This is a genomic window from Microcoleus sp., assembly GCF_049646505.1.
GTDB lineage: Bacteria > Cyanobacteriota > Cyanobacteriia > Cyanobacteriales > Microcoleaceae > Microcoleus.
This window is the reverse complement of record NZ_JBARVX010000230.1, coordinates 1-26,314: the sequence shown is the minus strand read 5'-3', so window position 1 is coordinate 26,314 and position 26,314 is coordinate 1. Positions and strand designations below refer to the sequence as shown.

The 26,314-nt window shown below is 45.3% G+C and carries 27 protein-coding genes; 11 read left to right on the top strand and 16 right to left on the bottom strand.

Annotated features, from left to right (window positions below):
- Nucleotides 1-177: 177 nt before the first annotated feature.
- Nucleotides 178-717 carry an REP-associated tyrosine transposase gene (locus WBA89_RS12540; RefSeq protein ID WP_424406805.1) on the bottom strand — a complete coding sequence of 180 codons (540 nt, stop codon included), beginning with the start codon at nt 715-717 and terminating at the stop codon, nt 178-180.
- A 433-nt stretch (nt 718-1,150) separates the two neighbouring features.
- On the opposite strand from WBA89_RS12540, the gene purU reads away from it, so the two are divergent.
- Entirely contained in the window at nt 1,151-2,005 is an 855-nt protein-coding gene (gene purU, locus WBA89_RS12535; protein ID WP_424406803.1) for a formyltetrahydrofolate deformylase, read from the top strand.
- 429 nt (nt 2,006-2,434) lie between these two features.
- On the opposite strand, the gene WBA89_RS12530 is transcribed toward purU, so the two are convergent.
- Nucleotides 2,435-3,337, bottom strand: coding sequence for a hypothetical protein (locus WBA89_RS12530; RefSeq protein WP_424406813.1), 903 nt, complete (start codon nt 3,335-3,337; stop codon nt 2,435-2,437).
- 290 nt (nt 3,338-3,627) lie between these two features.
- Here WBA89_RS12530 and WBA89_RS12525 point away from each other — a divergent pair, with 290 nt between their 5' ends.
- Nucleotides 3,628-4,575: a class I SAM-dependent methyltransferase gene (locus tag WBA89_RS12525; RefSeq protein WP_424406801.1), complete on the top strand. Its 948-nt coding sequence runs from the start codon at nt 3,628-3,630 to the stop codon at nt 4,573-4,575.
- 136 nt (nt 4,576-4,711) lie between these two features.
- On the opposite strand, the gene WBA89_RS12520 is transcribed toward WBA89_RS12525, so the two are convergent.
- Nucleotides 4,712-5,023: a HigA family addiction module antitoxin gene (locus WBA89_RS12520; protein ID WP_424406799.1), complete on the bottom strand. Its 312-nt coding sequence runs from the start codon at nt 5,021-5,023 to the stop codon at nt 4,712-4,714.
- Nucleotides 5,024-5,117: 94 nt separating this feature from the next.
- Here WBA89_RS12520 and WBA89_RS12515 point away from each other — a divergent pair, with 94 nt between their 5' ends.
- The 3 genes from WBA89_RS12515 to WBA89_RS12505 all read left to right on the top strand — a co-directional run bounded on the left by WBA89_RS12515 (nt 5,118) and on the right by WBA89_RS12505 (nt 6,317).
- Nucleotides 5,118-5,492: a DUF433 domain-containing protein gene (locus WBA89_RS12515; protein ID WP_424406797.1), complete on the top strand. Its 375-nt coding sequence runs from the start codon at nt 5,118-5,120 to the stop codon at nt 5,490-5,492.
- Complete coding sequence (locus tag WBA89_RS12510) at nt 5,489-5,884, top strand: DUF5615 family PIN-like protein (protein ID WP_424406795.1); 396 nt, start codon at nt 5,489-5,491, stop codon at nt 5,882-5,884. Before WBA89_RS12515 ends, WBA89_RS12510 begins: the two co-directional genes overlap by 4 nt.
- 109 nt (nt 5,885-5,993) lie before the next feature.
- Nucleotides 5,994-6,317, top strand: a complete 324-nt coding sequence (locus WBA89_RS12505; RefSeq protein WP_424406793.1) for a hypothetical protein — start codon at nt 5,994-5,996, stop codon at nt 6,315-6,317.
- A 73-nt stretch (nt 6,318-6,390) separates the two neighbouring features.
- On the opposite strand, the gene WBA89_RS12500 is transcribed toward WBA89_RS12505, so the two are convergent.
- Complete coding sequence (locus WBA89_RS12500) at nt 6,391-7,779, bottom strand: cytochrome P450 (protein ID WP_424406791.1); 1,389 nt, start codon at nt 7,777-7,779, stop codon at nt 6,391-6,393.
- Nucleotides 7,780-8,036: 257 nt separating this feature from the next.
- Here WBA89_RS12500 and WBA89_RS12495 point away from each other — a divergent pair, with 257 nt between their 5' ends.
- Entirely contained in the window at nt 8,037-8,255 is a 219-nt protein-coding gene (locus WBA89_RS12495; RefSeq protein ID WP_424406789.1) for a DUF433 domain-containing protein, read from the top strand.
- A gap of 41 nt (nt 8,256-8,296) precedes the next feature.
- Here the strand turns inward: WBA89_RS12495 and WBA89_RS12490 are convergent, their stop codons facing one another.
- The 8 genes from WBA89_RS12490 to WBA89_RS12455 all read right to left on the bottom strand — a co-directional run bounded on the left by WBA89_RS12490 (nt 8,297) and on the right by WBA89_RS12455 (nt 18,038).
- The gene (locus WBA89_RS12490; RefSeq protein WP_424406787.1) at nt 8,297-9,238 is read right to left on the bottom strand and encodes a methylated-DNA--[protein]-cysteine S-methyltransferase; all 942 of its coding nucleotides are present in this window, start codon (nt 9,236-9,238) and stop codon (nt 8,297-8,299) included.
- Nucleotides 9,239-9,504: 266 nt separating this feature from the next.
- Entirely contained in the window at nt 9,505-10,011 is a 507-nt protein-coding gene (locus WBA89_RS12485) for a MogA/MoaB family molybdenum cofactor biosynthesis protein (protein WP_424406785.1), read from the bottom strand.
- Nucleotides 10,012-10,219: 208 nt separating this feature from the next.
- Complete coding sequence (gene psb28 / locus WBA89_RS12480) at nt 10,220-10,555, bottom strand: photosystem II reaction center protein Psb28 (protein ID WP_424406783.1); 336 nt, start codon at nt 10,553-10,555, stop codon at nt 10,220-10,222.
- Between the two features lie 163 nt (nt 10,556-10,718).
- Nucleotides 10,719-12,203 carry a DUF1565 domain-containing protein gene (locus WBA89_RS12475; RefSeq protein WP_424406781.1) on the bottom strand — a complete coding sequence of 495 codons (1,485 nt, stop codon included), beginning with the start codon at nt 12,201-12,203 and terminating at the stop codon, nt 10,719-10,721.
- Nucleotides 12,204-12,417: 214 nt separating this feature from the next.
- Nucleotides 12,418-13,014 (bottom strand): Uma2 family endonuclease, encoded by a 597-nt coding sequence (locus tag WBA89_RS12470; protein WP_424406779.1) that lies wholly within the window; start codon nt 13,012-13,014, stop codon nt 12,418-12,420.
- Between the two features lie 154 nt (nt 13,015-13,168).
- Nucleotides 13,169-14,905, bottom strand: coding sequence for a hypothetical protein (locus tag WBA89_RS12465; protein ID WP_424406811.1), 1,737 nt, complete (start codon nt 14,903-14,905; stop codon nt 13,169-13,171).
- Between the two features lie 122 nt (nt 14,906-15,027).
- Nucleotides 15,028-16,050 carry an SMP-30/gluconolactonase/LRE family protein gene (locus WBA89_RS12460; RefSeq protein WP_424406777.1) on the bottom strand — a complete coding sequence of 341 codons (1,023 nt, stop codon included), beginning with the start codon at nt 16,048-16,050 and terminating at the stop codon, nt 15,028-15,030.
- Between the two features lie 263 nt (nt 16,051-16,313).
- Nucleotides 16,314-18,038, bottom strand: a complete 1,725-nt coding sequence (locus WBA89_RS12455; protein WP_424406775.1) for a zinc metalloprotease HtpX — start codon at nt 18,036-18,038, stop codon at nt 16,314-16,316.
- A gap of 219 nt (nt 18,039-18,257) precedes the next feature.
- On the opposite strand from WBA89_RS12455, the gene WBA89_RS12450 reads away from it, so the two are divergent.
- The 5 genes from WBA89_RS12450 (at nt 18,258) to folB (ending at nt 22,651) form a co-directional block, all read left to right on the top strand.
- Nucleotides 18,258-19,541 carry a glutamate-5-semialdehyde dehydrogenase gene (locus WBA89_RS12450; RefSeq protein ID WP_424406809.1) on the top strand — a complete coding sequence of 428 codons (1,284 nt, stop codon included), beginning with the start codon at nt 18,258-18,260 and terminating at the stop codon, nt 19,539-19,541.
- Nucleotides 19,542-19,647: 106 nt separating this feature from the next.
- Nucleotides 19,648-20,112 (top strand): hypothetical protein, encoded by a 465-nt coding sequence (locus WBA89_RS12445; protein ID WP_424406773.1) that lies wholly within the window; start codon nt 19,648-19,650, stop codon nt 20,110-20,112.
- Nucleotides 20,099-20,542, top strand: a complete 444-nt coding sequence (locus WBA89_RS12440) for a hypothetical protein (RefSeq protein WP_424406771.1) — start codon at nt 20,099-20,101, stop codon at nt 20,540-20,542. The genes WBA89_RS12445 and WBA89_RS12440 overlap by 14 nt, the downstream gene beginning before the upstream one ends.
- Before the next feature lie 131 nt (nt 20,543-20,673).
- Nucleotides 20,674-22,041 (top strand): protein kinase domain-containing protein, encoded by a 1,368-nt coding sequence (locus WBA89_RS12435; RefSeq protein WP_424406769.1) that lies wholly within the window; start codon nt 20,674-20,676, stop codon nt 22,039-22,041.
- Between the two features lie 253 nt (nt 22,042-22,294).
- A complete protein-coding gene (gene folB / locus WBA89_RS12430) occupies nt 22,295-22,651 on the top strand; it encodes a dihydroneopterin aldolase (RefSeq protein WP_194070718.1) in 357 nt (118 codons plus the stop codon).
- A gap of 417 nt (nt 22,652-23,068) precedes the next feature.
- On the opposite strand, the gene nuoK is transcribed toward folB, so the two are convergent.
- The 4 genes from nuoK to nuoH all read right to left on the bottom strand — a co-directional run bounded on the left by nuoK (nt 23,069) and on the right by nuoH (nt 26,138).
- Nucleotides 23,069-23,374, bottom strand: a complete 306-nt coding sequence (nuoK, locus tag WBA89_RS12425; protein ID WP_333425275.1) for an NADH-quinone oxidoreductase subunit NuoK — start codon at nt 23,372-23,374, stop codon at nt 23,069-23,071.
- Nucleotides 23,375-23,505: 131 nt separating this feature from the next.
- Nucleotides 23,506-24,129 carry an NADH-quinone oxidoreductase subunit J gene (locus tag WBA89_RS12420; protein ID WP_424406766.1) on the bottom strand — a complete coding sequence of 208 codons (624 nt, stop codon included), beginning with the start codon at nt 24,127-24,129 and terminating at the stop codon, nt 23,506-23,508.
- A 211-nt stretch (nt 24,130-24,340) separates the two neighbouring features.
- Complete coding sequence (gene ndhI / locus WBA89_RS12415; protein ID WP_265239374.1) at nt 24,341-24,916, bottom strand: NAD(P)H-quinone oxidoreductase subunit I; 576 nt, start codon at nt 24,914-24,916, stop codon at nt 24,341-24,343.
- Between the two features lie 103 nt (nt 24,917-25,019).
- A complete protein-coding gene (gene nuoH, locus WBA89_RS12410; protein WP_424406807.1) occupies nt 25,020-26,138 on the bottom strand; it encodes an NADH-quinone oxidoreductase subunit NuoH in 1,119 nt (372 codons plus the stop codon).
- Nucleotides 26,139-26,314: the final 176 nt, after the last annotated feature.

Genomic DNA, 26,314 nt, shown 5'->3' with positions numbered 1-26,314 from the left:
TCCAGAGGCTCCGCCTCGCTCCTTCCCTCGTTCCCCTCGTTCCCAGGCTCTGCCTGGTAACGCATATCCAGAGGCTCCGCCTCGCTCCTTCCCTCGTTCCCCTCGTTCCCAGGCTCTGCCTGGTAACGCATATCCAGAGGCTCCGCCTCGCTCCTTCAAATAAATAAATCATCCGACTCAAAAATCAATCAAATCAACTACCAACAATCCATCGCGATCGAGATAATTGCGATAACTAGAATATCTCCAACAAGCTGGATCGTCCACATAGCCGCGCCTGACCGGATTATTGTGAATGTACTCCAATTTTTGCAACAGCATTTCCTCGTTCAAAATAGCTTGTGGGTGAAACCCTTCTTGCCATAGCTGGTATTTTTGGTTTTTTTTGTGTAGTTTTTTATAGAATTCGAGTTGCTCCAGAATGTTGGTAGTTTTATTTTTTTCAAGCAAGTCAATTATGGAGCGAGCAGTAAATGATTTAAAATTCCTCATTTGTGTTGACAGTTCTGAAGAAGTTACGATTAAATGCAAATGATTTTCCATCAGAACGTAACCGTGCAAAGCCCATCGCTTCTCCCGCTGCATAAAACTTAAGGAATTTAAGACTATTTGTACTATTTCTGGCTGAATGAATACAGGAATCCAGTTGATAATTGTACAGGTGACAAAGTGCGGTTGATTCTCGGAGTATATTACTTTGTATCTACTTCTTCCCATTGTGGCGATCGAGGGTTTTTGAGATGGTTAAGACGAGGCGGAGCCTCTGGATATGCGTTACCAGGCAGAGCCTGGGAACGAGGTAAAAACTAGGTAAAGCTAGGTAAAGCTAGGTATAGGGTTAAGGCGAGGCGGAGCCTCTGGATATGCGTTACCAGGCAGAGCCTGGGAACGAGGTATTCAGGGTTAAGACGAGGCGGAGCCTCTGGATATGCGTTACCAGGCAGAGCCTGGGAACGAGGTAACGAGGTAAGCCTGGGAACGAGGTAACGAGGTACAGGGTTAAGACGAGGCGGAGCCTCTGGATATGCGTTACCAGGCAGAGCCTGGGAACGAGGTAACACGAGGTAACTAATGATTGACGATCGCCATATCACGCTTATCCTGATACAATCAAGTGAGATTAAAAACTTTAATTTTTTGTAATTATACCATGACTAGCCCTACTGCAACTCTTTTAATTTCCTGTCCCGATCGCAAAGGACTTGTCGCCTTACTTGCTAATTTTATCGCATCCCATAACGGCAATATTATTCATGCAGATCACCATACTGATTTTACCGCAGGATTATTTTTAAGTCGTCTGGAATGGCAATTAGACGATTTCGACTTGAAAACCGAAGAAATCACACCAGCTTTTAGTGAACTTGCCCAGGATTTACAAGCAAGTTGGCAATTACATTTCTCCTCAAAAGTTAGACGGATTGCGATCTGGGTAAGTCGTCAAGATCATTGTTTGTTAGACTTGATTTGGCGGCAGCGCTCTCAAGAAATCTGGGGTGAAATTCCGCTGATTATTAGCAATCATGAAAGATTAAAACCTATTGCTGCACAATACGGTATAGATTTTGAGTATATCCCCATTACTAAAGACAATAAAGTTATTCAAGAATCACAACAGTTAGAAATCCTGAAAAATTATAATATTGATTTAGTGGTTTTGGCGAAATATATGCAGGTTTTGAGCCAAGATTTTTTGAGATTATTTCCCAACGTGATTAATATTCACCATTCATTTTTACCCGCATTTGTGGGGGCAAATCCCTATGGACGGGCTTATGAAAGAGGGGTAAAAATTATCGGTGCAACAGCTCATTACGTTACCCCCGATTTAGATGCGGGGCCGATTATTGAGCAAGATGTGGTGCGCGCGAGTCACCGCGATGAAGTGTCGGATTTAGTTCGCAAAGGTAAAGATTTAGAAAGAGTTGTTTTGGCAAGGGCGGTGCGATATCATTTGCAAAATCGTGTTTTAGTTTATGGCAATCGGACTGTTGTTTTTGCTTAATTTTTGCACTTGACTCGCGTTTTTTAGGTGACTTCACAGGTAAGGTTTTTTTGGCGAAAAAGTAAGTCGCTTTGAGGCTAAATAAACCGGGTTTTTTACCTTGTTTTACGACTGAAACCTGTGGATTTTTGTCAAAAAACCCGGTTTTTGACTGCGCTTGTATCTAGCAGTATCATCTAGAAAGATGCGCGCCGGCTCAAACTAAGCAGAATAAAATCAGCAATCTGGGGAATGCGAGGTGCATGAAATAATCGATCCTCGCATTTTATTTAGGATCGAAAACTTAATAACTTAAACACCTCCTACACTCCTCTCTCCTGTAAGTTGTCAGATCAAAGGAGGCAGAGCCTCCGCACCTGCATTACCAGGCAGAGCCTGGTAACGAGCAGTCGCTTAAGTTATTAAATTTTCATTCCTTATTGCTGGAGGTTACATTCTGGCGAATAATGTTTCAGTATAAGCTCGATCGATCAATTTGCGAGCTACCGTCTGAATTCCCGTATGTTCGTAATAATTGGTAGTCATGTCCAAAAAGGCGGCGACATAATCCAATTTGTCATCGGTAATATCAACGTATTGCTTGAGATTTCCTAAAACTGTGGCGGGAGTTAAGCCGCGAGACTGCACTAAATTGTTCATCCAACCTTGGGCTGAGGCGAAGGTTGTTGTGACGAATCCGAATTTTTGGGCGTTATTTGCGCCGGGAATTAGGTTGCTGATGTTTTGGAATGTTGAGTTTTGCTGCAAGGTTGAAGGATTTAAGCCGCCTAGGGTGTTTTGCGCTACTCGAAGGAAGTCCGGGCCGAGGGGAATTAAACCGTCAGCGCATACTAATGCAGCCATCCGCATTAGAGATTCGTCTTTGTATTGTGATAAGTGATTGGTAAAGTTTCCCGCGTTGTCAAGGGAAATTTTGTTAAGCTTGCAAAAGACTATGAGTTCGATCGCCACTTTGAGGCATAAATCTATAGTTTGAGAAATGTCAGCCTTGGGAGTGAGGCGGCTCATAAACGAGAGAAAGCCGATTTTTTCGCCGATTTTATTCGCCATAGCGGTTGCGCCCAAGGCACTGTCGGCGCTGTCTGCAAGCTGGTAAAGCTTGACTGCGCCTTGATAGGGCTCGTTGGGGTTGGCGTAAAGCTCGATCGCCCGATCGCGAATTTTCCCAACTAATTTGCGCTTTGTTTCCCCTGTCACCGCTTGAATAGTATTATCAAAACCCGTGAGATTGTTCCACTCTCCCGGAACCACAAAATCGAGGGATTTGAGCATCATCACAGTAATCCCAGAAGACGGCAAATTGTCAACCAATTCCACAATAGACTTGCTCATCACAAACTCCTGAATAGCCAGATTTAAAAGTGTTCTTCCAAATACTCCAACTTCCATAAATCCGATTCCAGATTTCCGGTAAAATCCGCAGAATTAAGTAGACAAGTGCCAAGAACAATTAAACAGCGAGAGCCAGTTGTGCACTACTCCTGTTTTTTATCTCCTCTCTAACTCTGCGTTCTCTGCGGCCTCTGCGGTTCATTTAAAAAAAGTTAAGTTTCATTATACATACCGACTAAAACCGCGTAGATATGTTAGAATTGATAGCGCAAAAAAGAAAAACATAAAATATGACTGTTGCAGTTAACAAAACTCCGGGATTAGCATCGCGCTTAGTAAATGGCGTACTCTCCATCAAACCTTTGGCCGATTTAGCCAAACACCAAGCGCGGGAAATGATGATTGGAAGAGCCGAAAAAATCGGAGTGCATTGGCGGCAGGAAGCCCAAGCACTTTTAGCCCGGAATTGGGATGCAGAATTGCTCAGCGTAGAAAATCCCGATCTTGTTTACCCGAAATATTATCTAACTTCATTTCACGCCTACGAAAAAGGTAATATGAGTTGGGAAGCCGCCACAGAAGTTGAAGTTGCAGCCCGTGCCGTTCATGCGGGAATTTGGCCCGAAGCCGGTGCAGGAGGCGATGCCAAACTCCGCGCCAGCTATCACGAAATCGTTAAATCTCAAATTGCCAAAACACCGCAAGATATTGTCGATTTGGGATGCAGCGTAGGAATGAGTACCTTTGCGCTTGGGGAGGTTTACCCGGAAGCAAAGATTGTCGGTGTTGATTTGTCGCCTTATTTTTTAGCAGTTGCTCAATACCGTTCTCAACAAAAAAAATCTGAATCTTTAAATCAAAAATCTCCGACTTGGGTGCACGCTGCTGCTGAATCTACTGGTTTACCTGCTAATGCTTTTGATTTAGTTTCTATTTGTCTGGTTTGTCACGAGTTGCCGCAGAAAGCTGCGAAGGAAGTATTTCGGGAAGCGAGGCGTTTGCTGCGTGTTGGCGGACATTTGACAATTATGGATATGAATCCTCAGTCGGAGGTTTATGCTAAAATGCCTCCTTATATTTTGACTTTGCTCAAGAGTACGGAGCCTTATTTGGATCAGTATTTTGGGTTGGATATTCAGCAGGCTTTGGTTGATTCTGGTTTTGCCCAACCTACAATCACTTGCAATACAGTCCGACACCGGACTATTGTTGCTGAAGCAGTAAATAGTTCGGTTTGATCTTAGAAAATCTTGGTAGTTGATGACATTTTTCAAGTGTCATCAACTATCTATTAGTCCCTCTCTGCTGGGACTTCGTTTGTATAGGATCGGTTTCAACCGCCGGACTTTTTAAATCTGAGATTAACATATTGCGCTATGCTACCGTAGATACTTTTTCGTACTCTTCACTGTGTTTTTGCACTGCATCCCAGATATCAACTTTTTGCTGAAGATTGAGCCACAGTTGAGGGCCATTCCCCAACGCTTTCCCAATCCGAATTGCCATATCTACTGTAATTGGTCTTTGACCTAAAACAATTTCGCTGACACTGCGGCGGGATACACCAAGTATCTCAGCAAACCTGGTTTGAGTCATTTCAATATCTTCAAGCACATCTGAAATGACCTCGCCCGGATGTACTGGTCTGACTTTCCTCCCTTGAATTATGTCTTTTATGTCTTTCATGCAATTTTCCTTACGGTTTAAGTTAAATTTTAGGTTGGTTTACTGAGCTTGTCACATGATATACAATTGAAGCAAAGCCTAAAAGGTTATAGGTATGACTCCGGTATCCGACACACCAGCGACTATTATTCGTACAGAACGAGGACTGACGATTTCAGGCACTCGACTCACTCTCTATGATGTTATGGATTTTCTGAAAGCTGAGTATTCACCAAAGTTGATTCGTAATAAATTTAACCTCACAGACGATCAAATTAACGCTGCTATGTCTTACATTGAAGCAAATCGCGATCGACTTGAAATTGAGTATCAACAGGTATTGCAAACAAGAGCAGAAATTCGCTCCTATTGGGAAAATCGCAACCGCGAACGGTTCGATCGCATTGCAATGATGCCCCGCAAACCCGGACAAGAAGCTCTTTGGGCAAAACTTGAGGAGCAAAAAGCGAGACGTGCCGCACAGCAATGATGACTTTTCTCGTTGACTTTAATCTTGACGGCTATGCTCTTCTTTTGCTGGGAATCTTGACAAAACTCGGCTGGCTTGAACTCGTATCGATCCGATTTGTCACTTTTAGGGAAGCTGGACTATCGATGGAAGCTAGCGATCGTTTGGTTTGGTGTTATGCTCAACAAAATCAAATGATGATTCTCACAGCCAACCGAAACATGAAGGGTGAGGATTCGCTCGAACAGGTGATGCGCGAGGAAAATACAGCAGATTCGTTTCCTGTATTGACAATTGCAGATATCGATCGCCTTGACGAATTTGACTACCGAGAGCGATGTGTTGAGCGTCTTGTTGAGATTGTTCTAGATGTTGACAATTATATGGGAGTTGGTCGGTTATTCATTCCGTGATACAAACATCAATTTAGCTAAGTCGATCGCACTAGCGGTACAATTAACACAGTCAGACAGCAGTCTGAGCTAGAAGATTTCGATCGAACCCTAAATAAAGGACATCATCATGAACCCGACAGCCCCTCCTCAAAACGCGATCGATTGTTTGCAAGTTATTTTGGATGCGACTGCATCGAAAAATTACGAGCTTTTTACCACAGTGGGCGATGCAGGCTACAAAGCTGCGATTACACAAGAAATGTTTGACGATGTTAGCGAGCAGCTCGGTTCACGCCTGCAAAGCGGATATTCAATTACTTATTTTGGCGATCTAAAACAAGGTGACGATTCGATTTATTTGTGGAAGCTGAGTTTTGCAGATGGTGGAGATGAATTTGTGGCACGCATGGCTATGAATGGAGACAAAGTTGCTGGGATTTTCATCGTATGATGTTAGATTCAGGTTGGTAGTGAGGAGGAAGAGTCCTCAGAAAATTATGCGGACTGAAGTCCTCACTACGAACCTATTTAATTGTGGTTGTTTCGGGATACTTGATATTAGCCGATCGATCGCCCACAACGGTTAATCGAAACCGATCGGGCGGAACAAAGGTGATTCCCCGGCGGGCGGGACGAATTGCCCGATCGAGATTTGAGACAAATTCGCGCGCCGACAACACTGTTGCTAACACCAGCTTCATCTCAAACATCGATAGCGCCATCCCGATACAGCTTCGACTCCCGCCTCCAAACGGTAAATATTCAGACGCGGAAAACTTGCGATCTAAAAAGCGATCGGGATTGAATAAAGCCGGATTTTCGTAGGTTTCAGGCCGGCGGTGCGCCAAATACACGCAGGGAATTAAAATGGTTCCCGGTTGATATGTATAGCCTTCGAGTTCGATCGCCCTTTTTACCTTGCGCGGCTGCGAAATTAAGGCGATAGGATAAACCCGCAGCGCTTCCTTGCAGACTGCGGTTAAATAGGGCGATTGCGAAAGCGCGACGGGATCGGGATTTTCGCCCAATTCATCCAATTCTTGGCGCAACTTCGCGAGAGATTCGGGATACTGATGCAGCCAGTAAAACGCCCAAGTCAAGGCAGATCCGGTGGTTTCGTGTCCCAACAGCAACAGCGTCATCAACTGATCGCGCAATTCTCGATCGCCAATGGATTCGCCTGCTTCGTCGCGCGCCATCATCAACACCGACAGAATATCCGTGCGAGACGCATCGAGAGAATGCGATCGCCTTTCGGCAATTTCCGCATAAATCAGCGAATCAATCTGCGCCATTTGCTGCAAAAACTGCCCCCACGGACTCCAAGAACCCAAATTTTGCTGCAGCGGTTCAAAGAAAAATTGGATTGAGTACAGCTCAGAAGTAATCGCTTCTAAAAGTTGGCTGAGCAAGTGTTTGAGCTGTTCGTAGCGCTCTCCAGGCACCAATCCGAAGACAACTTGCAGGATTACTTGCAGCGAAATTTCTGACATTTCTTGGCGCACGGCGATCGCATCTTGGGCTTTCCAATTCTGTGTTTGCTTTCGCGTCAAATCCACAATCAAGTGCCCTTGACTGTGCAACTGTTCTCGATGCAGCGCCGGCATTAATAGCTGTCGCTGTCGCAGGTGTCGCGCCCCTTCGTTCATAATTAGCGATTCTGTTCCCACCAGCGGGCGAAATACGTTGGTGACTTTGCCAAATTCAAAGGCATCGGCCAAGGTGGTAAACACAGCCTGAACGGCTTCTGGATTGCCCAGGAACACGACGGGGGGCGAAGCGGGCCCCAGTACGCGGGCGGTAAATGTATCGCCGTATTTGGCTTGGTTGCGATCGAAAAATGCGATTGGATCGGCTACCAGCGACAGGGTTTGGAACAGGGCGGGAGAACGAGATCCGGTGGGCAATATCATTGCAAAAATTAGCGATACACAATACTTCTAGTTTATATCGATCGCCCTTGCACCTGAAATTAATCTGCGATCGATTGCGAAGGTAAGTAGCAAAAATAGTAATGCTATCGGGATCGATCGCAGATTGTCTGGCTAGCTTCCCAGCCTAAACGGGTAAAAGTGTTGGCGATGTTTGGTTTGGCATTATGCTCGCGAAAACTAAATGACTTTGAGATACAATTGTTATAAAAGCTGGTAGCCTGTTGGCTGAATTTGTTATGACATTAACATCCCGTGTTGTTCATAGCGACCCCGATATTCTGGGGGGAACCCCTGTTTTTGTTGGGACTCGCGTGCCAATGAAAACCCTACTTGATTATCTTGAGGCTGGTGATTCATTAGATGTATTTCTAGATCATTTTCCTAGTGTCAGTCGGGAACAGACAATCGCAGCCCTTGAATTAGCAAAGGAAATGAGGTTCTTAAAAGTTTTTTAGGCGACGCAGCAAAACAACTCCCACGCGCGATCGCACAGATGTTATGTGTTAGGAGCGGAGGTAGTCTGCTGCGGGTGATTGACACCGTTAGAGCGCTCTATTCCTGCGAGGGTAGTTCCGCAGATTGTACGGCTAGCTTCCCAGCCTAACATGACTGTTTTACGCTCTACTCCCCAGGCATAACCACCGAGTTCTCCAGATTCTCGAATGACTCGGTGACACGGAATTAGATAGCCGATCGGATTTTTACCGATCGCATTTCCGACAGCTCTAGCAGCAGTTGGGCGAGCTACCATTTGAGCTATAGTTTGATAAGTTGCGATCGCCCCAAACGGCAATTTCAAAAGTGCTCGCCAAACTTGAATCTGAAAGTTAGTGCCTTTTACCAACAGCGTTAGTGGTTTTTGCTCGCTGAGAGTTTCTGACTTGAAAATCAGGTCGCGCCATGATTCAGTGGCTTCCTCATCACGAATGATTTCAGCGTTTTTCCATGTTAATCGCAGTCTTTGTTCGGCACTTTGTTCTTCGGCTATATCCAAGAAATAAAGATTACAAATACCGCGAGTAGTTGTAGCAATTAGAGATTTGCCAAAGGGAGTATCATGAATACCATAACGAATTTGCAAACCTGCTCCGCCTGCTTTGAACTCCCCTGGTGACATTGCTTCTAAGTTCACAAATAAATCGTGCAATCGTCCGGGACTCGATAGCTTCACGTCCAATGTTAGGTCTAGAAGGCTTTTAGTCTGAGTGATTTTTGACTTGGCATATTCAACTGTCAGATATTGCAAAAACCGCTTGGGGCTAATGCCTACCCATTGAGTAAATAGCCGTTGAAAATGATATTCACTAAGTCCTATGTGTTGGGCCACAGTTGCCAGATTGGGCTGGTTTAGGTGGTGTTGTCGCATAAAGGCGATCGCCCTAGCAATCCGGCGATAATCTTCGCTAGCACAGACACTCGCATTTTTCGTCGAAATCATCTAGTTTAAGTCAAGGGAATTTTGATGTTTCCTCACTTTAGCCATAGAGTACGCTCAAAGCCACCCGTTTCTTGCGGTGAATGCAGTCAGTCGATTTTAGATTTTAGATTTTAGATTTTAGATTGAAGAGATTTAAGAAAGCGACCTCACCGATCGACCCGGGAACTTGCGATGAGGATTCAAAGCTTTTTTCTCGCTCTGCGGAGGCATCGGAGGGCTTGCAACCAAAATGCTTGATTGTCAGTCGATCGCCCGAACTTTCGCCCTCACCCACCGCGCAACTGCGTCACCAAGTGAACTAATTCCGGTAAAATCAGCTTTTCCACAGCCAGCCTTACGCCATTGCTAGAGCCAGGAAGAGAAAAGACTAACTTGCCTTGATACACCCCTGCAACGGCGCGAGAGGCGATCGCCCTCGAACCAATTTCTTGATAGCTCAAAAACCGAAATATCTCCCCAAATCCCGGTAAAATCCTGTCTAGCAAACTCTCCATGACATCGTAAGTCGTATCGCGGGGAGCGATTCCCGTCCCGCCGTTAAAAATGATTGCATCGACATCTTCGCGTTGGGAAAACGCCTGCATTTGCGATACAATTTTTGCCGCATCATCTTTAACAACAGTGTAAGCTACCACTGAGTGCCCTGCATCTTTTAGCAGCTTCTTCGTTAACAAGCCGCTATTATCTGTTTCTCTAGAGCGCGTATCGCTAACAGTAATAATCGCGCAATTTACGGTTATTTTAGATGAATCGGGGTGAGGAATTTGCGTCATATAACAGATGTTTAAGGAAGAAGGAAGAAGCAAGAAGGAAGAGGGAAGAGGGAAGAAGGAATAAGTCATTAGTTAGTTAGTTAGTTGTTGTTTCTTATCTTTTATTTGTTCGCTGTTAGTTATTTATGGTGAAATAACTAATAACCAATAACTAATAACCAATAACCAATGCTCCATACCCCATGCCCCATGCCCTATTCCCCATAAATTATGCCTTGCTAAATCCTAAGCCGTTTGCTTCCGAGTAGCGTTCCATGAAACGCATAAAACGATCCCATTCTGCAACACTTTTCATCAGATAAAGAGCTTCCAAACCCGCAGGCTGCCCGTTGATGAACTTAGCCTTAACTTCGCGAGTCAGGATTTCGCCTTCTTCGTCGATCATGTACATTCCTGTAATTTCTTGGTTGCTGGTGCTGCTGAGAGCTTTAGGATTTTCAAACACAAACGTGGCAGTGCCTTGATCTCCGCTTTTAGAACGGGTGAGGCGCACTTCGGGCACAGAATCTTCGTCCATCCCCCGGGAAAATTGAATTGTAGCCATAATTTGATACTCGAACCTTAAGGATTACTTAATTTCTTAACTTTTATCATAGGACGATTTGGGTACTCGCAAATCAAGACTTGGGAGAGCGGGGGAGAGTGAGGGAATCCCAGACAAGGGCGAGGATATCCCAAGTTATCCTTTCCCTTGTCTGGCAATTCCCTTAGACGATGTAGGGAGAGTTAATTGCCTCAGCCCGTTTTGTGGCTACCAGAGTTTGGTATACCAGCGCGGATATCTCGCCGCGGGTGATGTCGCGGGCGGGGGAAAGCTTGTCGCGGGCGGGATAGTTGACTACAATTTTGCGCTCTGTGGCGGTGGCTGTGGCGTCGGTGGCAAAACTGGGAATCAATGCTCGATCGGCATAAACGCTCAAAGAATTGGGATTGCCGCCAGTCAACTGCAAGCCGTTTACCAAAGAAACTATAGCCTGAGCTCTGGTCAAATTTTGCTCCGGGCGAAAGGTGCGATCGGGATATCCAGCCAAAAAACCACCTCGATTCGCTTTGACTATCGCCCCATACGCCCAAAAATCCGCCGCCACATCCTTAAAAACCGTCGCTTCACGGCGCGGTGCCAACTCAAACGCCTTCGCCAGCAAAGCCGCATACTGAGCTCTAGTTAAATTCTCGTCAGGCTTAAAAGTGCCGTTGGGAAACCCGCTGACAATATTCATCTTAGCGAGGCGATCGATAAAATCCTTAGCCCAGTGCGTGCTGATATCGCTAAACTTGACCCCGCCAGGAGTCGGAGTCGGAGTCGGAGTCGGAGTCGGAGTCGGCGTTACATTACCCAAATCAAATAAACCTTTCACCCGCGCCGGATTGAGCTGATTTCCCAAGGCCGAAATCTTTACCCCAGTCGCGTTTTGCAAGTCAAATTCGCCGTTATCCCGAAAAATATTGCCCCCCAAATCTTGAGCCGTACCAATATCTGGCAGCGATTTCCCCACAGCAGTCAAACCGTCTTCGGTATTTTTTTCAATGCGATTCTTCCGCACAACGGGCTTAGATTCCCCTGATAAAACAATACCGGAGCGATTTTCCAAAATTTGGTTATCAACAATCAAAGGAGCAGATTTATCTTGCAGAGAAATGCCGAAACCGGTATTTTGAAAAACATTGCGCCGCAGTACGCCTTTAGCAGTTTCCGCCGCAATTACGCCAGCCGCCGAGTTTTGTACAAATCTGTTGTCTAGAATCGCAGCATTTGCCGAACCTGTGATAAAAACACCTTCGCGCTTGCAAAGCGTGAAAGTGCAGTTAGCCACTGTGGGAGAAGTTGACTCAATCCAGACTCCGGTGCCGCGACTCTCCAAATTAGTGACTGTTATGCCGCGCAATTCGGCATCGGTTGCTAGCAATATTGTGATATTTTGACTGGCTGCGGTGGGACTGACAAATTTGCCGCTTCCTTGAATCAGAGTGCCGCTTCCTTTGTTAGTTTCGCTGCCGGTAACTTTGACTCCAGAGGGAATTTCCAAGGGGAATTTTTCGCCGCTGGCTGCGCTGTAAGTTCCCGGTGCTAGCTGAATAATTGTTCCCGATGCAGCGCGACTAAGAGCGCGGGCGATCGTTTTCAAGGGAGCGGATTGGCTGCCGGCGGCTCCATCGCTACCTGTTTGGGGGTTGACGTAAACTGTTGCCATGTTTTTGTGGAAGAAATAAATGTGCGATCGGGTCTTTGTATACTTTTCATTCTCTACTAAGCTGACCCCGGATCTATATTTAGCTCGATCGGGAAGACAACCACAGGGGAAGACAACCACAGGGGGATTGACCCTACAAAGAACTATATTTATCGTTACCAGCAACAGCAAATACCCGATTTTTTAAACAAGTCAAGTATCTGCATCTTCTATTTCAATCGCCGACAGTCGAGATTCCCTGCCCAAAAACCTTAAGCGCTTCAGCCAAATCAGTTTCACCCATTAAAATGCAGCGTCTTAGCCAATCGATATCCAGCGTTTCCAATCCTGAGAGTTGACTCCCAATTACTTCCTCGTAGCCATCTTCCCGGAGGTGATAAATCCGCAGCGTGCCATCTTCCCAAAACCAGATTTCTGGCACGCTCAAAGCCCGATATTTTGGCAACTTGCTCAGTCCACCGCTAGTATAAACCACCTCGATCGACAAATCGGGAATTAACTTGGGTTCTCCCAAACAAAACGATTTGTATGCTTGAGTTGAAGCTTCTCCGATTTTCTCCTGCGTCATGGAACCAGAAGGGTAAAACCTAATGCCTTGCGCTAGCAAAAAAGTTGTCACCAAGTAACCAATAATTCCCGAAAAATTTTCGTGTTGGAATCCCGGCATCAGAATCTCGATCGCCCCTGCAAAAAAAGACAACTTTATGCCAGGGGAATCTTCCGAAACCTTCTGGATTAACTTGAATTGCTCCCAAGTGCCGTTGAGCACCACTCGCCCATCGAGAGTTTCGCGATCGAGAACTTGTGTCATTGAGCCGCACCATTATCTGCTATGGGAATTATAGCGCATTGGGCGATCGCTCTTACAGAATATCCATACAGCAATTGTAGCTAAGGAATCCTAACAGTTTTTTCTCCTTCCCAAGCACAGCCTAGAAACCCAGATGCTTTCGATCTGCCTCGCCTTAATTCCCACCAAGTTTCACAATACAAGACGCATCCAAAACTACTAATATTTCATTCTGAAAAACAGCACAACTTGTGATTGCTGAAGCTAAGGCGGGAATTTTTCCTTGTTTGAGAGCAAGCATCGCCTGCGGTGTAGAATCGAACTGATTTAGCCAGCCGTAATCCTCTAAATACTCAAGAGTCAACGCATTGCGATCGAGCATCCAAAAATCAACTCCATATTGATTAATAAAATTTTGCAATACAGTTCGCTCTGGCGTGTATTGAGCGCGAATTAAATCGCTAACTCGCTGCCGATATTTGCTGTAGTAGCCTTTCTGATAAGGCACGGCATATTCCTTTGCCACCAAAACCGAACGCTGGCTAAATGTTGGCAAATTGTCCGCCTCTGCCGCGATCGAAGCAATCAGGATATCTTTAGGTTGTTGTTGGAAAAATTTGTACAAAGCCGGCATTTTACCTTCTACATAACCGACTGTCGGAAATGTTTCAACGAAGCAAGGATAAAGCACCACTGCGACAGCAATTATCGCTATTGTAATTAGTGCAACTAGATTTTTCCAATCAAGTTTTGTTACGGTTTGCGATGCCCAATGACCAACTCCGTCGATAATTAACGTTAGGGCGATCGCACTTATCAAAACAATAATAAATCGCAAGCTGTACGCCGTATAGCGGCCTGGTTGATACAGCTTAAAAATGGTAGCATGAGCGGCAAAAAACATGACTGAAGATGCTAAAAATAGCTGAAGCAACAGCCAGATATTGCTTTGAATCTGTTTGGCTAAAGGAAAGCGCGATCGCCAAAACAGCAGCAGCGGAAATAACAATCCGACACAGTGAGTTACAGGCGTAAACAGCGACTTGGGAAACATCCCGCTGCCCCTACCAGTCAACCAATAATCTACCGGATTGGGACGAAAAAAAGCATTTCTGCCGTTTGGTGCAAATTCGGCCATTTGCTTGGCTTCTGCTGCGGTATAAGTCGGGCCAAATTCAGATTTATCTAAGGCATAGGGCAGCATTACTAAAAAGATTACTCCCAAACCTGTAGCGCAAAATAGGTAATTTGTGCGATCGCCCGACAAGCGCAAACTGCCGTTTTCCCAGCTTAACAGCCGCAAAACTAAAATTCCGGCAGCAACCAAGGCGTAAGGTGGGTAAAATAGTCCGATTAGGGCGATCGCTCCCAAACAAGGCAGCAACGAACTGCGCGACAAATAATATAAAAAAGCTAGAAATATCGGATAGATAAAAGCTCTGGCAGTTGTGGAAGCCAAATCGTCAGTCATCCACATATGCTGATTTAGCAGCAAAGATGCGATAAATCCAGTCACCGGCACTGGCAGCATTTCTAGGCACAAGCCAAAACAGTAATAAGTCGAGATTAAGCCGAGAAATAGCGGCAATATTTTGTGAAATAATAGCGGGTGAATGCCAAATGTTGCTGCTAATTTGTAGAGCGTGCTGTATCCTGCGGGGGCGACAGATTGATAGTAATTAGCGATGAAATCGTTGGGGAATAATTGGCGATCGACAAACCGCACCATCCAGAAAACGTGCTGCCTCGCATCGTCTTGCACCACATACTCAGCGCTGAATGCTTGCTGCATACCTAAGAAACCATAAATTGCGGCAAATGTCAAGCTCAGAGTCAACCAAAATATTGTGCGCGATCGGGATTTTTCATCTGCAGTCGCCGTCAGAAACTTGTGCAAGCGGGCTATAAACATCGCAGTCAAAAAATGTCTTAAATAAAAGTTCGCAGCAGCCCTGAAGAACTACTACAAACAAACACTTTATACGAGATTCGCCTCCAAATACCGCTTTACTTTCAACAGCGCCCGATTTCAGATCATTTTCCAGCCCGCACGCCCGCAATTTTCAGTCGAATCCGATAAAGACTTTTACTTCCGGTAATGTAAAGCGTTTTGTAATCGCTTTCTCCCCAAGCTAAATTAGTCGCAGTCTCAGACACCGAAATCTTTCCCAAAAGCTTGCCATCCGGCGAAAAAATCCACACTCCCCCCGGCCCGGTACTGTAAACATTTCCTTCTACATCAACTTTTAAACCGTCGGGAACTCCGCTTTGACTCGCGTCTTTTAATTCAGCAAAAACCCGCCGATCTGTAACAGTTCCGTCTGGCTTTACATCAAAAACAGCAATGTATCCCGCTTCCGAATTATTGACATAAAGTTTTCCCTCGTCTGGTGAAAAAGCGATGCCGTTCGGCAGCACCAAATCCTTAACCAGCAAAGTTAATTTGCCGTCTGGTGCCAGCCTGTAAACACCGTAAAAACCCAATTCTTCCTGTTTTTTAGTAATACCGTAGGGCGGATCGGTAAAATAAATGCTGCCGTCGGATTTAACCACCAAATCGTTCGGGCTGTTGAGTTTTTTGCCCTCATATCTATCCGCCAATGTGATAATTTTGCCGTCTTTTTCGGTGCGGGATACGCGACGATTTTCGTGTTCGGCAGTAATTAAGCGATTCTCTCGATCCAAAGTATTGCCGTTGGCTTTTCCCGAAGGGCGGCGAAATACCTCAACTTGCTTATTTGAGGCGAATTCATAGAGACGAAATACCTCAACTTGCTGATTTGAGGCGAATTTATAGATAATATTGGCGGGAATATCGCTGAACAGCAAAAAGCCGTCTGGATGCCAAATCGGGCCTTCTATAAATTCGAAGTCCTCAGCTAGTTTTTCTAATTTTGCACTGTCATCGAGAATATCTTGCACGGTGTTTTTTTCCTCCCTGTTTTCCGTTTGGGCGGTCAACCTTGTTAAGTTACCCCTGAGTTTTTGGCTGGGGTTGCTGACTGCTAAACTTAATACTATCAACAAGAAACTGATTGTAGCAATTTTGACTGTCATGTTGGCTCGGAACTGAATTACTCCCTTTCCACCATAAGATTACCTATCTCCTTCTTTACTTCTTCCTTTCTTCTTTCTTTGCGACAAGAGCGCTATCGCGCCGCTTCACTAACACGTCGAAAGCGGTTCGTCAACTCACTATTTTGATAAAAAAAAGATAATTCAGAGCAGTATTAAATTCGATAGTACCGTATCTAACAAAAAAAAAGCTCGGAAATGCGAGCTTAATTATATTTAACTTAAAAGGTTTCACGTGTCAACTGTTAAGCTGGAAATGACACGAATAGCGCTGCAATACCGATCGCGATCGCACCAATCCCCATCACAAAAGACCAGAAACGGTGATAACTGCTAACCGTCGTACCGCTATCGCTTTCAAGCCGAATCAAATCCATCCAAGGCGCGACACCCCGGCGGAACCAACCCAAAGCGCTAACATCCATACCAATCAAACTCTTAACCCGTTTCATCCCAAACAAAAAAGTGCCGATCGGTCCAAAACGAGAAGCATAGCGCAAATAAATCATTCCCGTTTTGTCTTGCAATTTTAGATCGGAACCAAACGCATAACCCGCATCGCCGCGACCAATTAATTCGCCTTGCAGTTTCGCAGGTTGACCCCGCAAAGGACTTGCATAGGGGTCAGACATTAAGGTTAAAACATCCAATTGTTCTGCTTGTGCGTAATTTGGGAACATTACCAAAGCTTTGAGCAAAATTCCCGCGCCCAAACCGATGAAAGGACAAGCAATCATCATCATCGGATTCGCAGCAGACAGCGAAATGCCGATCGCAAAACCCACCGCCAAGCCCAGAGTTTCCGCACAGTACAGCAGCAAATCGAACACAAAATTGCCGTACAATTTCCGCTTGCTCAAATTGCGGCCTTCCCCGACAATCCTGCCCATATCAAACTCAACATTCAAACCCAATTGTTCTGCGTAATTGCTCAAAGCGCGAACTCGCTTACCAGTTAGCGGGTGAGTAGAGTTCAACTCCATCCACCAACCCCAGGGATTAAACATATCCCACAGAAACACTCGCCCAATTTTTTCCGGTTCCGACGAAATCCGGTAAGCGGTACCAGTAGAAGTTGCAGCGTTGGCATCATAAATGCCCAAGGCGCGAGTTCCTTCTAACAAGCGGCTGGGTTCCGTTCCTCTTTGTCCTTCTTCCAAAATGCCGTAAGCAATTTTCACCAAAGCGCGCGATAAAGCGTTGGGGTTTCCTGTAGTTTCAGCGGCAAAATGGTCGGCAAAATATTCTCGCGTCCGCGACAAATACAGCAATAAATAAGTGCCTGCAATGTAAAATAAATAAGCAACTGCCGCTACAGTACCCGCCGCATCTTTAGCTTTGTCGCCACCACTTCGACCCATGCGTCTGGCAAAGGTATAAATTAAGTAAGTAATCTGCACTAAAGTGGAAGCTAAAGTCATGACTGCAAAGTCCCAGTGGACGATGTGACCGAGTTCGTGGGCGTAAACAGTGGCAATTTCATCGTCGTCTAAATAGGTGAAAAGACCTTGACTGACGACTAAGCGAGCGCTGTTAGGAAAGGAACCGTAGGTAAAAGCAGTGGGGTTTTGGTCGTCGATAATTCCTAACCGCGGCTGAGTCAGTTTTTTCTGTTTGCAAACCTTCTGAATAACTTTCGCTGTTTCGGGACTGAGGCTTTCAATTTCTGCTAGGGAAACCCAGCGAGTATTGTAAAGCCAATTTTGGGTTAAGTCCATCAAGTAAGGCGATAGAAAAAAAGCTGCTATGTTAAAAATTAGGGTAATCGGAAGTGCGATCGCCAATCCGGTGACTGGATCGGGGCTGTTGATAATGAAAACCGTCGCTAAGGATAGCACCAACACCATACCAAACAGCATGGTAATGGTGACACCGGAAGCTAAAATGAGGTTGCCGCCAGTTTTCTGTATAAGTTTAACGCCGGCTTTGGGCGATCGCCCTGCCTTGCGTAAAGGAGCTTGAGATGACATAATAATCTCCAAAGGTTATTGACAAATGGTAATCGCCGTGGGATTTTATCTATACTTCACTGTTTTAACCTGTCAGTGCGGATCGCGGTAAGGAGTCTCAACAAAAATATATAATTTCCTCTGTTTTGTTAAGATTGAAAACTGGCCGCCCAATTTATTTTGGCGAATTCTATTACTACGTCAAAACTCAACAATCAAAACTATTTAAAACTTACTGCTATGTCGATTATTGAAATTGCCCAAAAAACCCGCTCATCTGCTAGAAAATTGGCAGTTTTGTCCGCCGATCTCAAAAATCAAGCGATTGAGGCTATTGCTAAAGCTTTAGAAGCTGCTGCTGCGGATATTTTAGCGGCGAATGCTGCTGATTGCAAGGCGGCCCAGGCGGATGGAATTGCGAAACCGCTGTACGATCGCCTGAAGTTGGATGAGAGCAAGTTGAAAAGTGCGATCGCGGGCGTGCGAGATGTTGCCAAACTCCCAGACCCGATCGGTGCCGTGCAAATCCACCGCGAATTGGACACAGGATTAATTCTGAAGCGCGTCACCTGTCCTTTGGGCGTTTTAGGCATTATTTTTGAAGCGCGTCCAGAAGCCTTAATTCAGATAGTATCCTTGGCAATTAAATCTGGCAACGGCGTTATTCTCAAAGGCGGCAAAGAAGCAGTCCGTTCCTGCGAAATCTTGACAAAAGTCATCCATCAAGCATTAGCAGAAACAGCCGTTAATCCCGCAGCCGTGCAGTTGCTCACCACGCGGGAAGAAACAATCGAACTGCTGAAAATGGATGAATACGTAGATTTAATTATTCCCAGAGGTTCTAATTCCTTCGTGCGGTTCGTGCAGGAAAATACCAGGATTCCCGTGTTGGGACACGCCGACGGGATTTGTCATTTGTACGCAGACAAAGCAGCGGATATTCAGAAAGCTGTAGAGATTGCGGTGGATGCTAAAACTCAGTATCCCGCCGCCTGCAATGCCATTGAAACTATGTTGGTTCACAGGGAAATCGCCCCCATTTTTCTGCCCGCTGTCGCCCAAGCTTTGCAGCATAAAAAAGTCGAATTGCGGGGAGACGAACCAAGTCGCAAAATTTTAGAAAATATTGCCGAATCGACAGAAACAGATTGGTCTACAGAATACAGCGATTTGATTTTGTCAATCAAAATAGTAGATTCTATGGAAGCAGCAATTAATCACATCAACACCTACGGTTCCAGACATACAGATGTGATTGTTACTGAAGACAGCGAAGCCGCCGAAACTTTTTTAAATGCAGTCGATGCAGCCGGAGTTTATCACAATTGTTCGACTCGATTTGCTGACGGTTTCCGCTACGGTTTCGGCGCAGAAGTGGGGATTAGCACGCAGCAAATGCCGCCTCGCGGGCCTGTTGGTTTAGAGGGTTTGATTACCTATAAGTATCGAGTTGTTGGAGACGGTCATATTGCTGCGAGTTATGTCGGGAAAGATGCGAAAGGGTTTACTCATCAAGATTTGTAAGATGCAATAGTGCGATCGGGGCGATCGCGATTTGCCGATTCACAAATTATCGATCGCGCTGCTATACTGAATCTATACCCTTCGCAATCGTGCCCGGAGGCAAAAAATGTCTGCTGCAATTACCATTAACCCCTATGAAATTAGGCAAATATCCCAACCGGATACAGTAAGTCAGTCAAGGTTGCGATCGATCGCCCAAAACACAGAGGCTCTAGCAACAGCAGTAGAGAATAAGTGGGAAGATTTTTCGGATGGGGAGCGTGAGTTGCTGAAAGCTCTGATTTATGCCTCAATTATCAATCAAGATGGTAATCAAGGTTTTTTTGCTTCTCTGAGAACAAGGCTGTCGCTAGCTTGGATGTTAATCTGCGGTGAAACTGATGTTCTGACTGACTACTTCAACGCCTTAATTCGTCTAAAAAATGCTGTACTTGGAGCGATCGAAAGAGAGCACCCTGATTACGAGCAAACAATGGCTGAAGTTGTACAGGAAGCTTTGGCTAAATCGGGCGATAATCCTGCAATGACACCCGATGAGTTTTGTGAGTGGCTGAGCAGTGTTTCGGATTAATCCATCTGATAAATTTAAGCGTTCCTACAAAGAGCTTCTGAAGCGTCATTATAAAGGTGAGAAAGCTAAGAAAGTTTTTCAGGATTTTGTTGCACAAATCATCAAAAATTTAAGTAGCAATCCTTTTCTTCCTGATTCTTTCGCTGAAAAATTGCCCGGAAGTTTGAGCAAACTGGAAGAATGGGAATTCCGAAAATATTACTTTGATATGCCAAATTTACAGGGTGCGGCGCGTCAGGGAAGACTTATGTACTTGGTCGATCGTACTCAAAGCGTAATAAAGCTTACATGGATATATACACACAGTGAGTTTCCCAAGCGTCCTCCTGACAAGAATTTAAAGCAATTGCTTGCAGAGCTTATGGAGTCACAGCAACAACAGGAAGAAAATGTGTCAGAGTCAAATGATGATGATGAGTCTACACCATGAAACGATCGATAAAACTATTGAAGAGAGCATTGATATTGCACGACCGATCGCCCTCCCATGCAACCAAACTTAGCTAAAATAAGCTATACTGTGCTCCGCGACTCCCCAACTCGAACAATCCACCGTTGTTTATGTCAAACTCATCCCTCCTCGCCCCTGGTTCCACCCTCGAAAAACGCTACCGCATCATCCGCGAATTGGGCCGCGGCGGCTTCGGGCGCACTTACCTCGCAGAAGATATCAACCGCTACGGCGAAAACTGCGTGCTCAAAGAATTTTCCCCGGTTGTTCAAAGCCCCAAAGCGGCCGAATTGTTCGATCGCGAAGCGAATATGCTTTACAACCTCCAACACCCGCAAATTCCCCGCTTTCGAGAACTGCTTCGCACCGATTTGGGCGGTAATCCATCATTATTTTTAGTCCAAGACTACATCCCCGGTGAAACCTACGAACAAATACTTATATCTCGCCAGCAGCAAGGTAACAATTTTACCGAAGGTGAAGTTACTCAACTGCTATTTCAAATTTTACCCGTTTTAGAATACATTCATTCCAAAAATTTAATTCACCGCGATGTTTCCCCCGACAACATCATCCAGCACAATACTGACAAACTGCCATTTTTAATTGACTTCGGTTCAGTCAAGCAAATCGCAGCAACCGCCCTATTTCAGTTTAGCGGACAATCGGATACTGCGATCGGCAAACAAGGTTATTCGCCCGCCGAACAAATGCGGCTGGGAAAAGTTTCGGCGGCTAGCGATTTGTACGCTTTAGCCGTCACGGCTTTGGTGCTGCTAAGCGGCAAAAAGCCTCAGAAATTGTACGATATCAATAGCAAAACTTGGAATTGGCGATCGCACGTCAGTGTCAGTCCAAACCTGGGAACCGTGTTGGATAAGATGCTAGCAGAACAACCGGGCGATCGCTACCAGTCCGCAAAACAAGTCCGCGAAGCCCTCAAAGACCCAAAATTATCCCAAATTGGCAGCATAATCTCCCAAATGGTGACAATGAACTTTGTCGGCCGCCCCTTCAAATACAGCACTCAAACAGCCACCAACAACAATACCCCTGTTGTCCAAAACAATCAAATTATCAACAGCAACACCAGCAAATTAAAGTTAATTCCTTGGAAAACTATCGGGAGTTTAAGTGTGGTTTTATTACCGGGAATTCTAGCTTTTAGTGCGATAAAATCTGGCTTGACTCTCCCCAAGTTACCTGAAATACCAAAATTTCCCGACAGACCGCATTCTTCAGATCCTTCCTTAGATGCAGACATCGCTCGTCAAGAAAATATTGGCAAGCGCCGCAAAAATCTTAACATCGAGCCGGATATTTTTTATAATAAAGTAGATGAATTATTTTACAACAAATATCCAGAATTACAAGGTCGTACATTGACAGAAAAGCCCGAAGATGCACCGATCAGGCGGAAATGGTATAAAGTTGCTGAAAATTATCTGGATAAATTGGAGAAGGGAGAACAGTTTTGATATTTAAGATAGAATAAGAGCGATCGAACCGCAGAGGGCGCAAAGAGCGCAGAGAGAGAAGGAAAAGGGCAAAAAAAGAGAGGGAAGAGAAAGAGAACTTTATCTGGTTTAATGTAAATTGGTATATAGCAATCCTAAATCATTTGTGAATTTCTTACTCCCTCCCCTTAGCAAGGGGAGGGTTGGGGTGGGGTAAAAAGTTTACAACTCCTGCAAGGATTGGTTAGGCAACGCACTTTTAGTTTATTGCAAAATGGATTCTATTCAACTTACAGGAATTCGCTGTTACGGGTACACTGGCTATCTGGCAGAAGAACAAGTCTTGGGGCAGTGGTTTGAAGTGGATGTCACTCTCTGGCTCGATTTGTCGCCCGCCGGAAAAAGCGATGATATTAAACTTACTCTCGATTACCGAAGTGCAATTACTCTGATCCAACAGCTTGTCAAAAACTCTAAGTTTTTATTGATAGAAAAGCTAGCAGATGCGATCGTCCAAGAGCTTTTAGAACTACCTTTAGTCGAAAAAGTTAAGCTCCAACTCTCCAAACCGGCCGCTCCAATCCCTGACTTCGGCGGCAGAATTACTCTGGAAATTACTAGAAGTCATTAGTTATTAGTCCTTAGTCATCAGTCTTTAATCTGCATTTGCTCGTTACCAGGCTCTGCCTGGTAATGCAGATCCGGAGGCTCTGCCTCCTTTGAGGAAGGAAACTTACAGGAGAGAGAACTGTAGGATGTGTTTAAGTTATTAAATTTTCGATCCTTAGTCCTTAGTCTTTAGTCTTTAGTCCTTAGTCCTTAGTCATCAGTCTTTAATCTGCATTAGTTTGTAACTAATGACTAATGACTGATGACTCATGACTATTGATTAATTCACTGGTTCCCAGGCTCTAGCGAAAGGAATCTAGATCCAGAGGCTCTGCCTCGTTTGGGGAAAGGGAGGCAGAGCCTCCGGCTATGCGTTACCAGGCTAGAGCCTGGTAACGAGTATAACTTTCCGAAGTGTTGACTAATGACTAATGACTAATTACCACTTCAGCAAATTAAACTCTTCCATGTCTACGGTGTTGCGGTTGCGGTAAATCGCCAGGACGATCGCCAAACCGACTGCAGCCTCAGCAGCCGCTACCGTGAGTACAAACACCGTAAATACTTGACCTTTAATCTGTACGGGGTCAAGATAGTTGGAAAAACCCATCAGGTTGAGATTGACTGCATTTAGCATCAACTCGATCGACATCAACACCCGCACTGCATTTCGGCTGGTAATTAAACCGTAAATCCCAATGCAGAAAAGTGCAGCAGATAATAACAGGAAATACTGGAGTTGCAGTTGCATAAATTTTTTGAGTTGCTTTCAGTTAAAATTACTACAAAACAGACAGATCGGACTTCTTGCATAAATCCATGAGGTGCTTGTGGCGAACCCTACGCAAAATCAGGTGCGCCACAAACACCCTCGAATTACTTTGTTTCGGGTGAGGAAACATCACCTGCTGAAACTAATTCGCGCGGCCGTTCTGGCAAGCTAAAAGCTGGTGTTTCCGATGGCTTGATTGACAGTTCATCCGCAAAGAAATCGCGGCGGGCCAAGACAATTGCTCCTACCATTGCCATCAACAAAAACAGTGATGCTAACTCGAAAGGTAGCAAGTAGTCTGTGAAGAAGTGTTTGGCGATCGTTACAATCGAACTTTCAGCCGGTGCTCCCGTTATCGGCACGATCGCCCAAGGAGTAGACACTACCATCGTACCCAAAAGCGCAAACAAACCGGCACAAACCACTGCGGTTGCTACTTGACGAACCCAAGCGTTGGAAATTACGCGGAAGTCTTCTCGTTTGTTTACCAACATGATGGCGAACAAAATTAAGACGTTAACTGCGCCAACATAAATCAATACTTGCGCTGCTGCTACAAAATCAGCATTTAGCAACAGGTACAAACCCGCAATGCTGGTAAATACTCCACACAGCAAGAATGCTGAGTAAACGATGTTGGAGAATAAAACTACTCCTAATGCTCCTGCAATCATCATTACAGAGAGTATGCCAAATGAAACAAGTTGAACCCCTTCGGCTAGATTCACAATTTTTAATCCTCTGTTAGTTGCTAATTGGTAATTGGGAATTGGGAATTGGGCATCGGGAATCGGGGATTGGGCATTAGTTATTTGTTATTTGTTATTTGTCGTTGTTAGTTTCATAACTAATAACTAATAACTCATTACACATTACCTATTACCCATTCCCCATTCCCCATTCCCCATTCCCCATTCCCCATTCCCCATGCCCCATTACCTACTTTTCGACAATTTCCTCTGGACGGAGACCGGCGCGGCGATCTGTGTAGGAAACTTCGTGGGGGTCGATCGCACCTTTCGGCAAATAAGCAAATTCCCGCATCGGTGTCACCATCGGATCATCTGTAACCTTGTAGGGCAAACGTCCGAGAGCCACGTTATCATAATTCAACTCGTGACGCTCGTAAGCAGCCAACTCGTATTCTTCTGTCATCGACAAACAATTAGTCGGACAATATTCTACGCAGTTGCCGCAGAAGATACACACCCCGAAATCTATACTGTAGTGCTTGAGCTGTTTCTTCTTAGTTTCTTTGTTAAATTCCCAATCCACTACAGGTAAATTGATCGGACACACCCTAACGCAGACTTCGCAGGAGATGCACTTGTCAAATTCAAAATGAATTCTGCCCCGGAAACGTTCCGAAGGAATTAGTTTTTCGTAAGGATACTGCACCGTAATCGGCCGGCGTCTCATGTGGTCAAAAGTAACAGATAGCCCTTGACCGATATACTTAGCAGCTTGAAGAGTTTCTTTGGCGTATTCGCCTACTTGATTGAGGAATTTTAGCATTGTGTTCTCTCTCTGTACTTGAGTTTTTGGTAATTACTAATTGATAACAGGTAATTGGTTGACAGCTAATTTGTGTTAGCTACTGCCTTTTACCTATTATCAATTAACCGCCAAAAGCAAAGGGAAAGGCAAGCTTCAAAGCTGCAGTTAATAGCAAATTAACTAAAGCAACGGGAAGCAAAAACTTCCATCCCAAATTTAGCAATTGGTCGATCCGAACCCGTGGCAGAGTCCAGCGCAGCAGAATTGCCAGAAACAGGAAAAAGTAGGCTTTCAGCATGGTCATTGTAATGCCCAGCAAGCCAGTAAGTACCTGCAACCAAGGGGTCGTTTCGCTCAATCCCAGGGCATTGGTGAGGACTCCGACAGGAATCGGGGATTCCCAACCGCCGAGATACAAAACTGCTACTAGCAGGCAAGAAAGGACGAGGTTAACGTAGGAAGCGATGTAGTACAGAGCAAATTTCATGCCTGTGTACTCAGTCTGATATCCTGCTACCAATTCTTCTTCTGCTTCCGGCAAGTCGAAGGGCAACCGTTCGCATTCTGCGAGGGCTGCGATCCAGAAAATTAGGAAACCGGCGGGTTGTCGCCAGACGTTCCAGCCGAGGATGCCGTAGCCGGCTTGTTGCTGTACGATGTCGATCGTACTGAGGCTATTGGACATCATCACAACTGCCAATACTGCCAAAGCTAGGGGAATTTCGTAGCTGAGGGATTGAGCGGCTGCTCTGAGTCCGCCGAGGAGGGCGTATTTGTTGTTAGAAGCATAGCCCGACATCAGCAAGCCGATCGGCTGAATGCTAGAAAGAGCAATCCACAGAAATATTGCTGTCCCGATGTCGGCGATCAGCATATGCTCTCCGAAGGGCACGATTAAGTAGGACAGAAAAACTGGAATCACGACAATCACCGGCCCGAGGGTGAACAGCAGCGCGTCAGCTTTTGCCGGTACAATGTCTTCTTTGAATACCAACTTCAGCCCGTCGGCAACGGGTGCTAGCACTCCCAGAGGGCCGATAAATTCCGGGCCGATCCGCTGTTGAGCTGCCGCAGAAATTTTCCTCTCCAGCCAGACGCTAGTGAGTACCCCGAATACGGCACCGACAATCATCAGTACCATTGGCAATGGTAGCCACAGTACGTGGGCGATGTCTGCCGGTAAGCCCAAATTCGTCAGGGCTTCTACGAAACTTCCTTGTAAGTCAATTCCTGGGTTCATGTTTCCAGATGAATGAGCGATCGCCATATAATTTTTCACCAGTCCTTCGTAGGAGCAGGCTTAGAGAGCGGGGTCTTTGTAAAGATTTTTAATGCTTTACCGCCTATAAGTATATCGCCCGACAGCCCCGCAGAACGCACGGACGGGGTAAAGTTCTAATTATCTGAGCTCCCAGG

Coding starts and splice junctions, on each gene's coding strand:
- WBA89_RS12540 (WP_424406805.1), bottom strand. CDS start 717: ATGGGAAGAAGTAGATACAAAGTAATATACTCCGAGAATCAACCGCAC.
- purU (WP_424406803.1), top strand. CDS start 1,151: ATGACTAGCCCTACTGCAACTCTTTTAATTTCCTGTCCCGATCGCAAA.
- WBA89_RS12530 (WP_424406813.1), bottom strand. CDS start 3,337: ATGAGCAAGTCTATTGTGGAATTGGTTGACAATTTGCCGTCTTCTGGG.
- WBA89_RS12525 (WP_424406801.1), top strand. CDS start 3,628: ATGACTGTTGCAGTTAACAAAACTCCGGGATTAGCATCGCGCTTAGTA.
- WBA89_RS12520 (WP_424406799.1), bottom strand. CDS start 5,023: ATGAAAGACATAAAAGACATAATTCAAGGGAGGAAAGTCAGACCAGTA.
- WBA89_RS12515 (WP_424406797.1), top strand. CDS start 5,118: ATGACTCCGGTATCCGACACACCAGCGACTATTATTCGTACAGAACGA.
- WBA89_RS12510 (WP_424406795.1), top strand. CDS start 5,489: ATGATGACTTTTCTCGTTGACTTTAATCTTGACGGCTATGCTCTTCTT.
- WBA89_RS12505 (WP_424406793.1), top strand. CDS start 5,994: ATGAACCCGACAGCCCCTCCTCAAAACGCGATCGATTGTTTGCAAGTT.
- WBA89_RS12500 (WP_424406791.1), bottom strand. CDS start 7,779: ATGATATTGCCCACCGGATCTCGTTCTCCCGCCCTGTTCCAAACCCTG.
- WBA89_RS12495 (WP_424406789.1), top strand. CDS start 8,037: ATGACATTAACATCCCGTGTTGTTCATAGCGACCCCGATATTCTGGGG.
- WBA89_RS12490 (WP_424406787.1), bottom strand. CDS start 9,238: ATGATTTCGACGAAAAATGCGAGTGTCTGTGCTAGCGAAGATTATCGC.
- WBA89_RS12485 (WP_424406785.1), bottom strand. CDS start 10,011: ATGACGCAAATTCCTCACCCCGATTCATCTAAAATAACCGTAAATTGC.
- psb28 (WP_424406783.1), bottom strand. CDS start 10,555: ATGGCTACAATTCAATTTTCCCGGGGGATGGACGAAGATTCTGTGCCC.
- WBA89_RS12475 (WP_424406781.1), bottom strand. CDS start 12,203: ATGGCAACAGTTTACGTCAACCCCCAAACAGGTAGCGATGGAGCCGCC.
- WBA89_RS12470 (WP_424406779.1), bottom strand. CDS start 13,014: ATGACACAAGTTCTCGATCGCGAAACTCTCGATGGGCGAGTGGTGCTC.
- WBA89_RS12465 (WP_424406811.1), bottom strand. CDS start 14,905: ATGTTTATAGCCCGCTTGCACAAGTTTCTGACGGCGACTGCAGATGAA.
- WBA89_RS12460 (WP_424406777.1), bottom strand. CDS start 16,050: ATGACAGTCAAAATTGCTACAATCAGTTTCTTGTTGATAGTATTAAGT.
- WBA89_RS12455 (WP_424406775.1), bottom strand. CDS start 18,038: ATGTCATCTCAAGCTCCTTTACGCAAGGCAGGGCGATCGCCCAAAGCC.
- WBA89_RS12450 (WP_424406809.1), top strand. CDS start 18,258: ATGTCGATTATTGAAATTGCCCAAAAAACCCGCTCATCTGCTAGAAAA.
- WBA89_RS12445 (WP_424406773.1), top strand. CDS start 19,648: ATGTCTGCTGCAATTACCATTAACCCCTATGAAATTAGGCAAATATCC.
- WBA89_RS12435 (WP_424406769.1), top strand. CDS start 20,674: ATGTCAAACTCATCCCTCCTCGCCCCTGGTTCCACCCTCGAAAAACGC.
- folB (WP_194070718.1), top strand. CDS start 22,295: ATGGATTCTATTCAACTTACAGGAATTCGCTGTTACGGGTACACTGGC.
- ndhI (WP_265239374.1), bottom strand. CDS start 24,916: ATGCTAAAATTCCTCAATCAAGTAGGCGAATACGCCAAAGAAACTCTT.
- nuoH (WP_424406807.1), bottom strand. CDS start 26,138: ATGAACCCAGGAATTGACTTACAAGGAAGTTTCGTAGAAGCCCTGACG.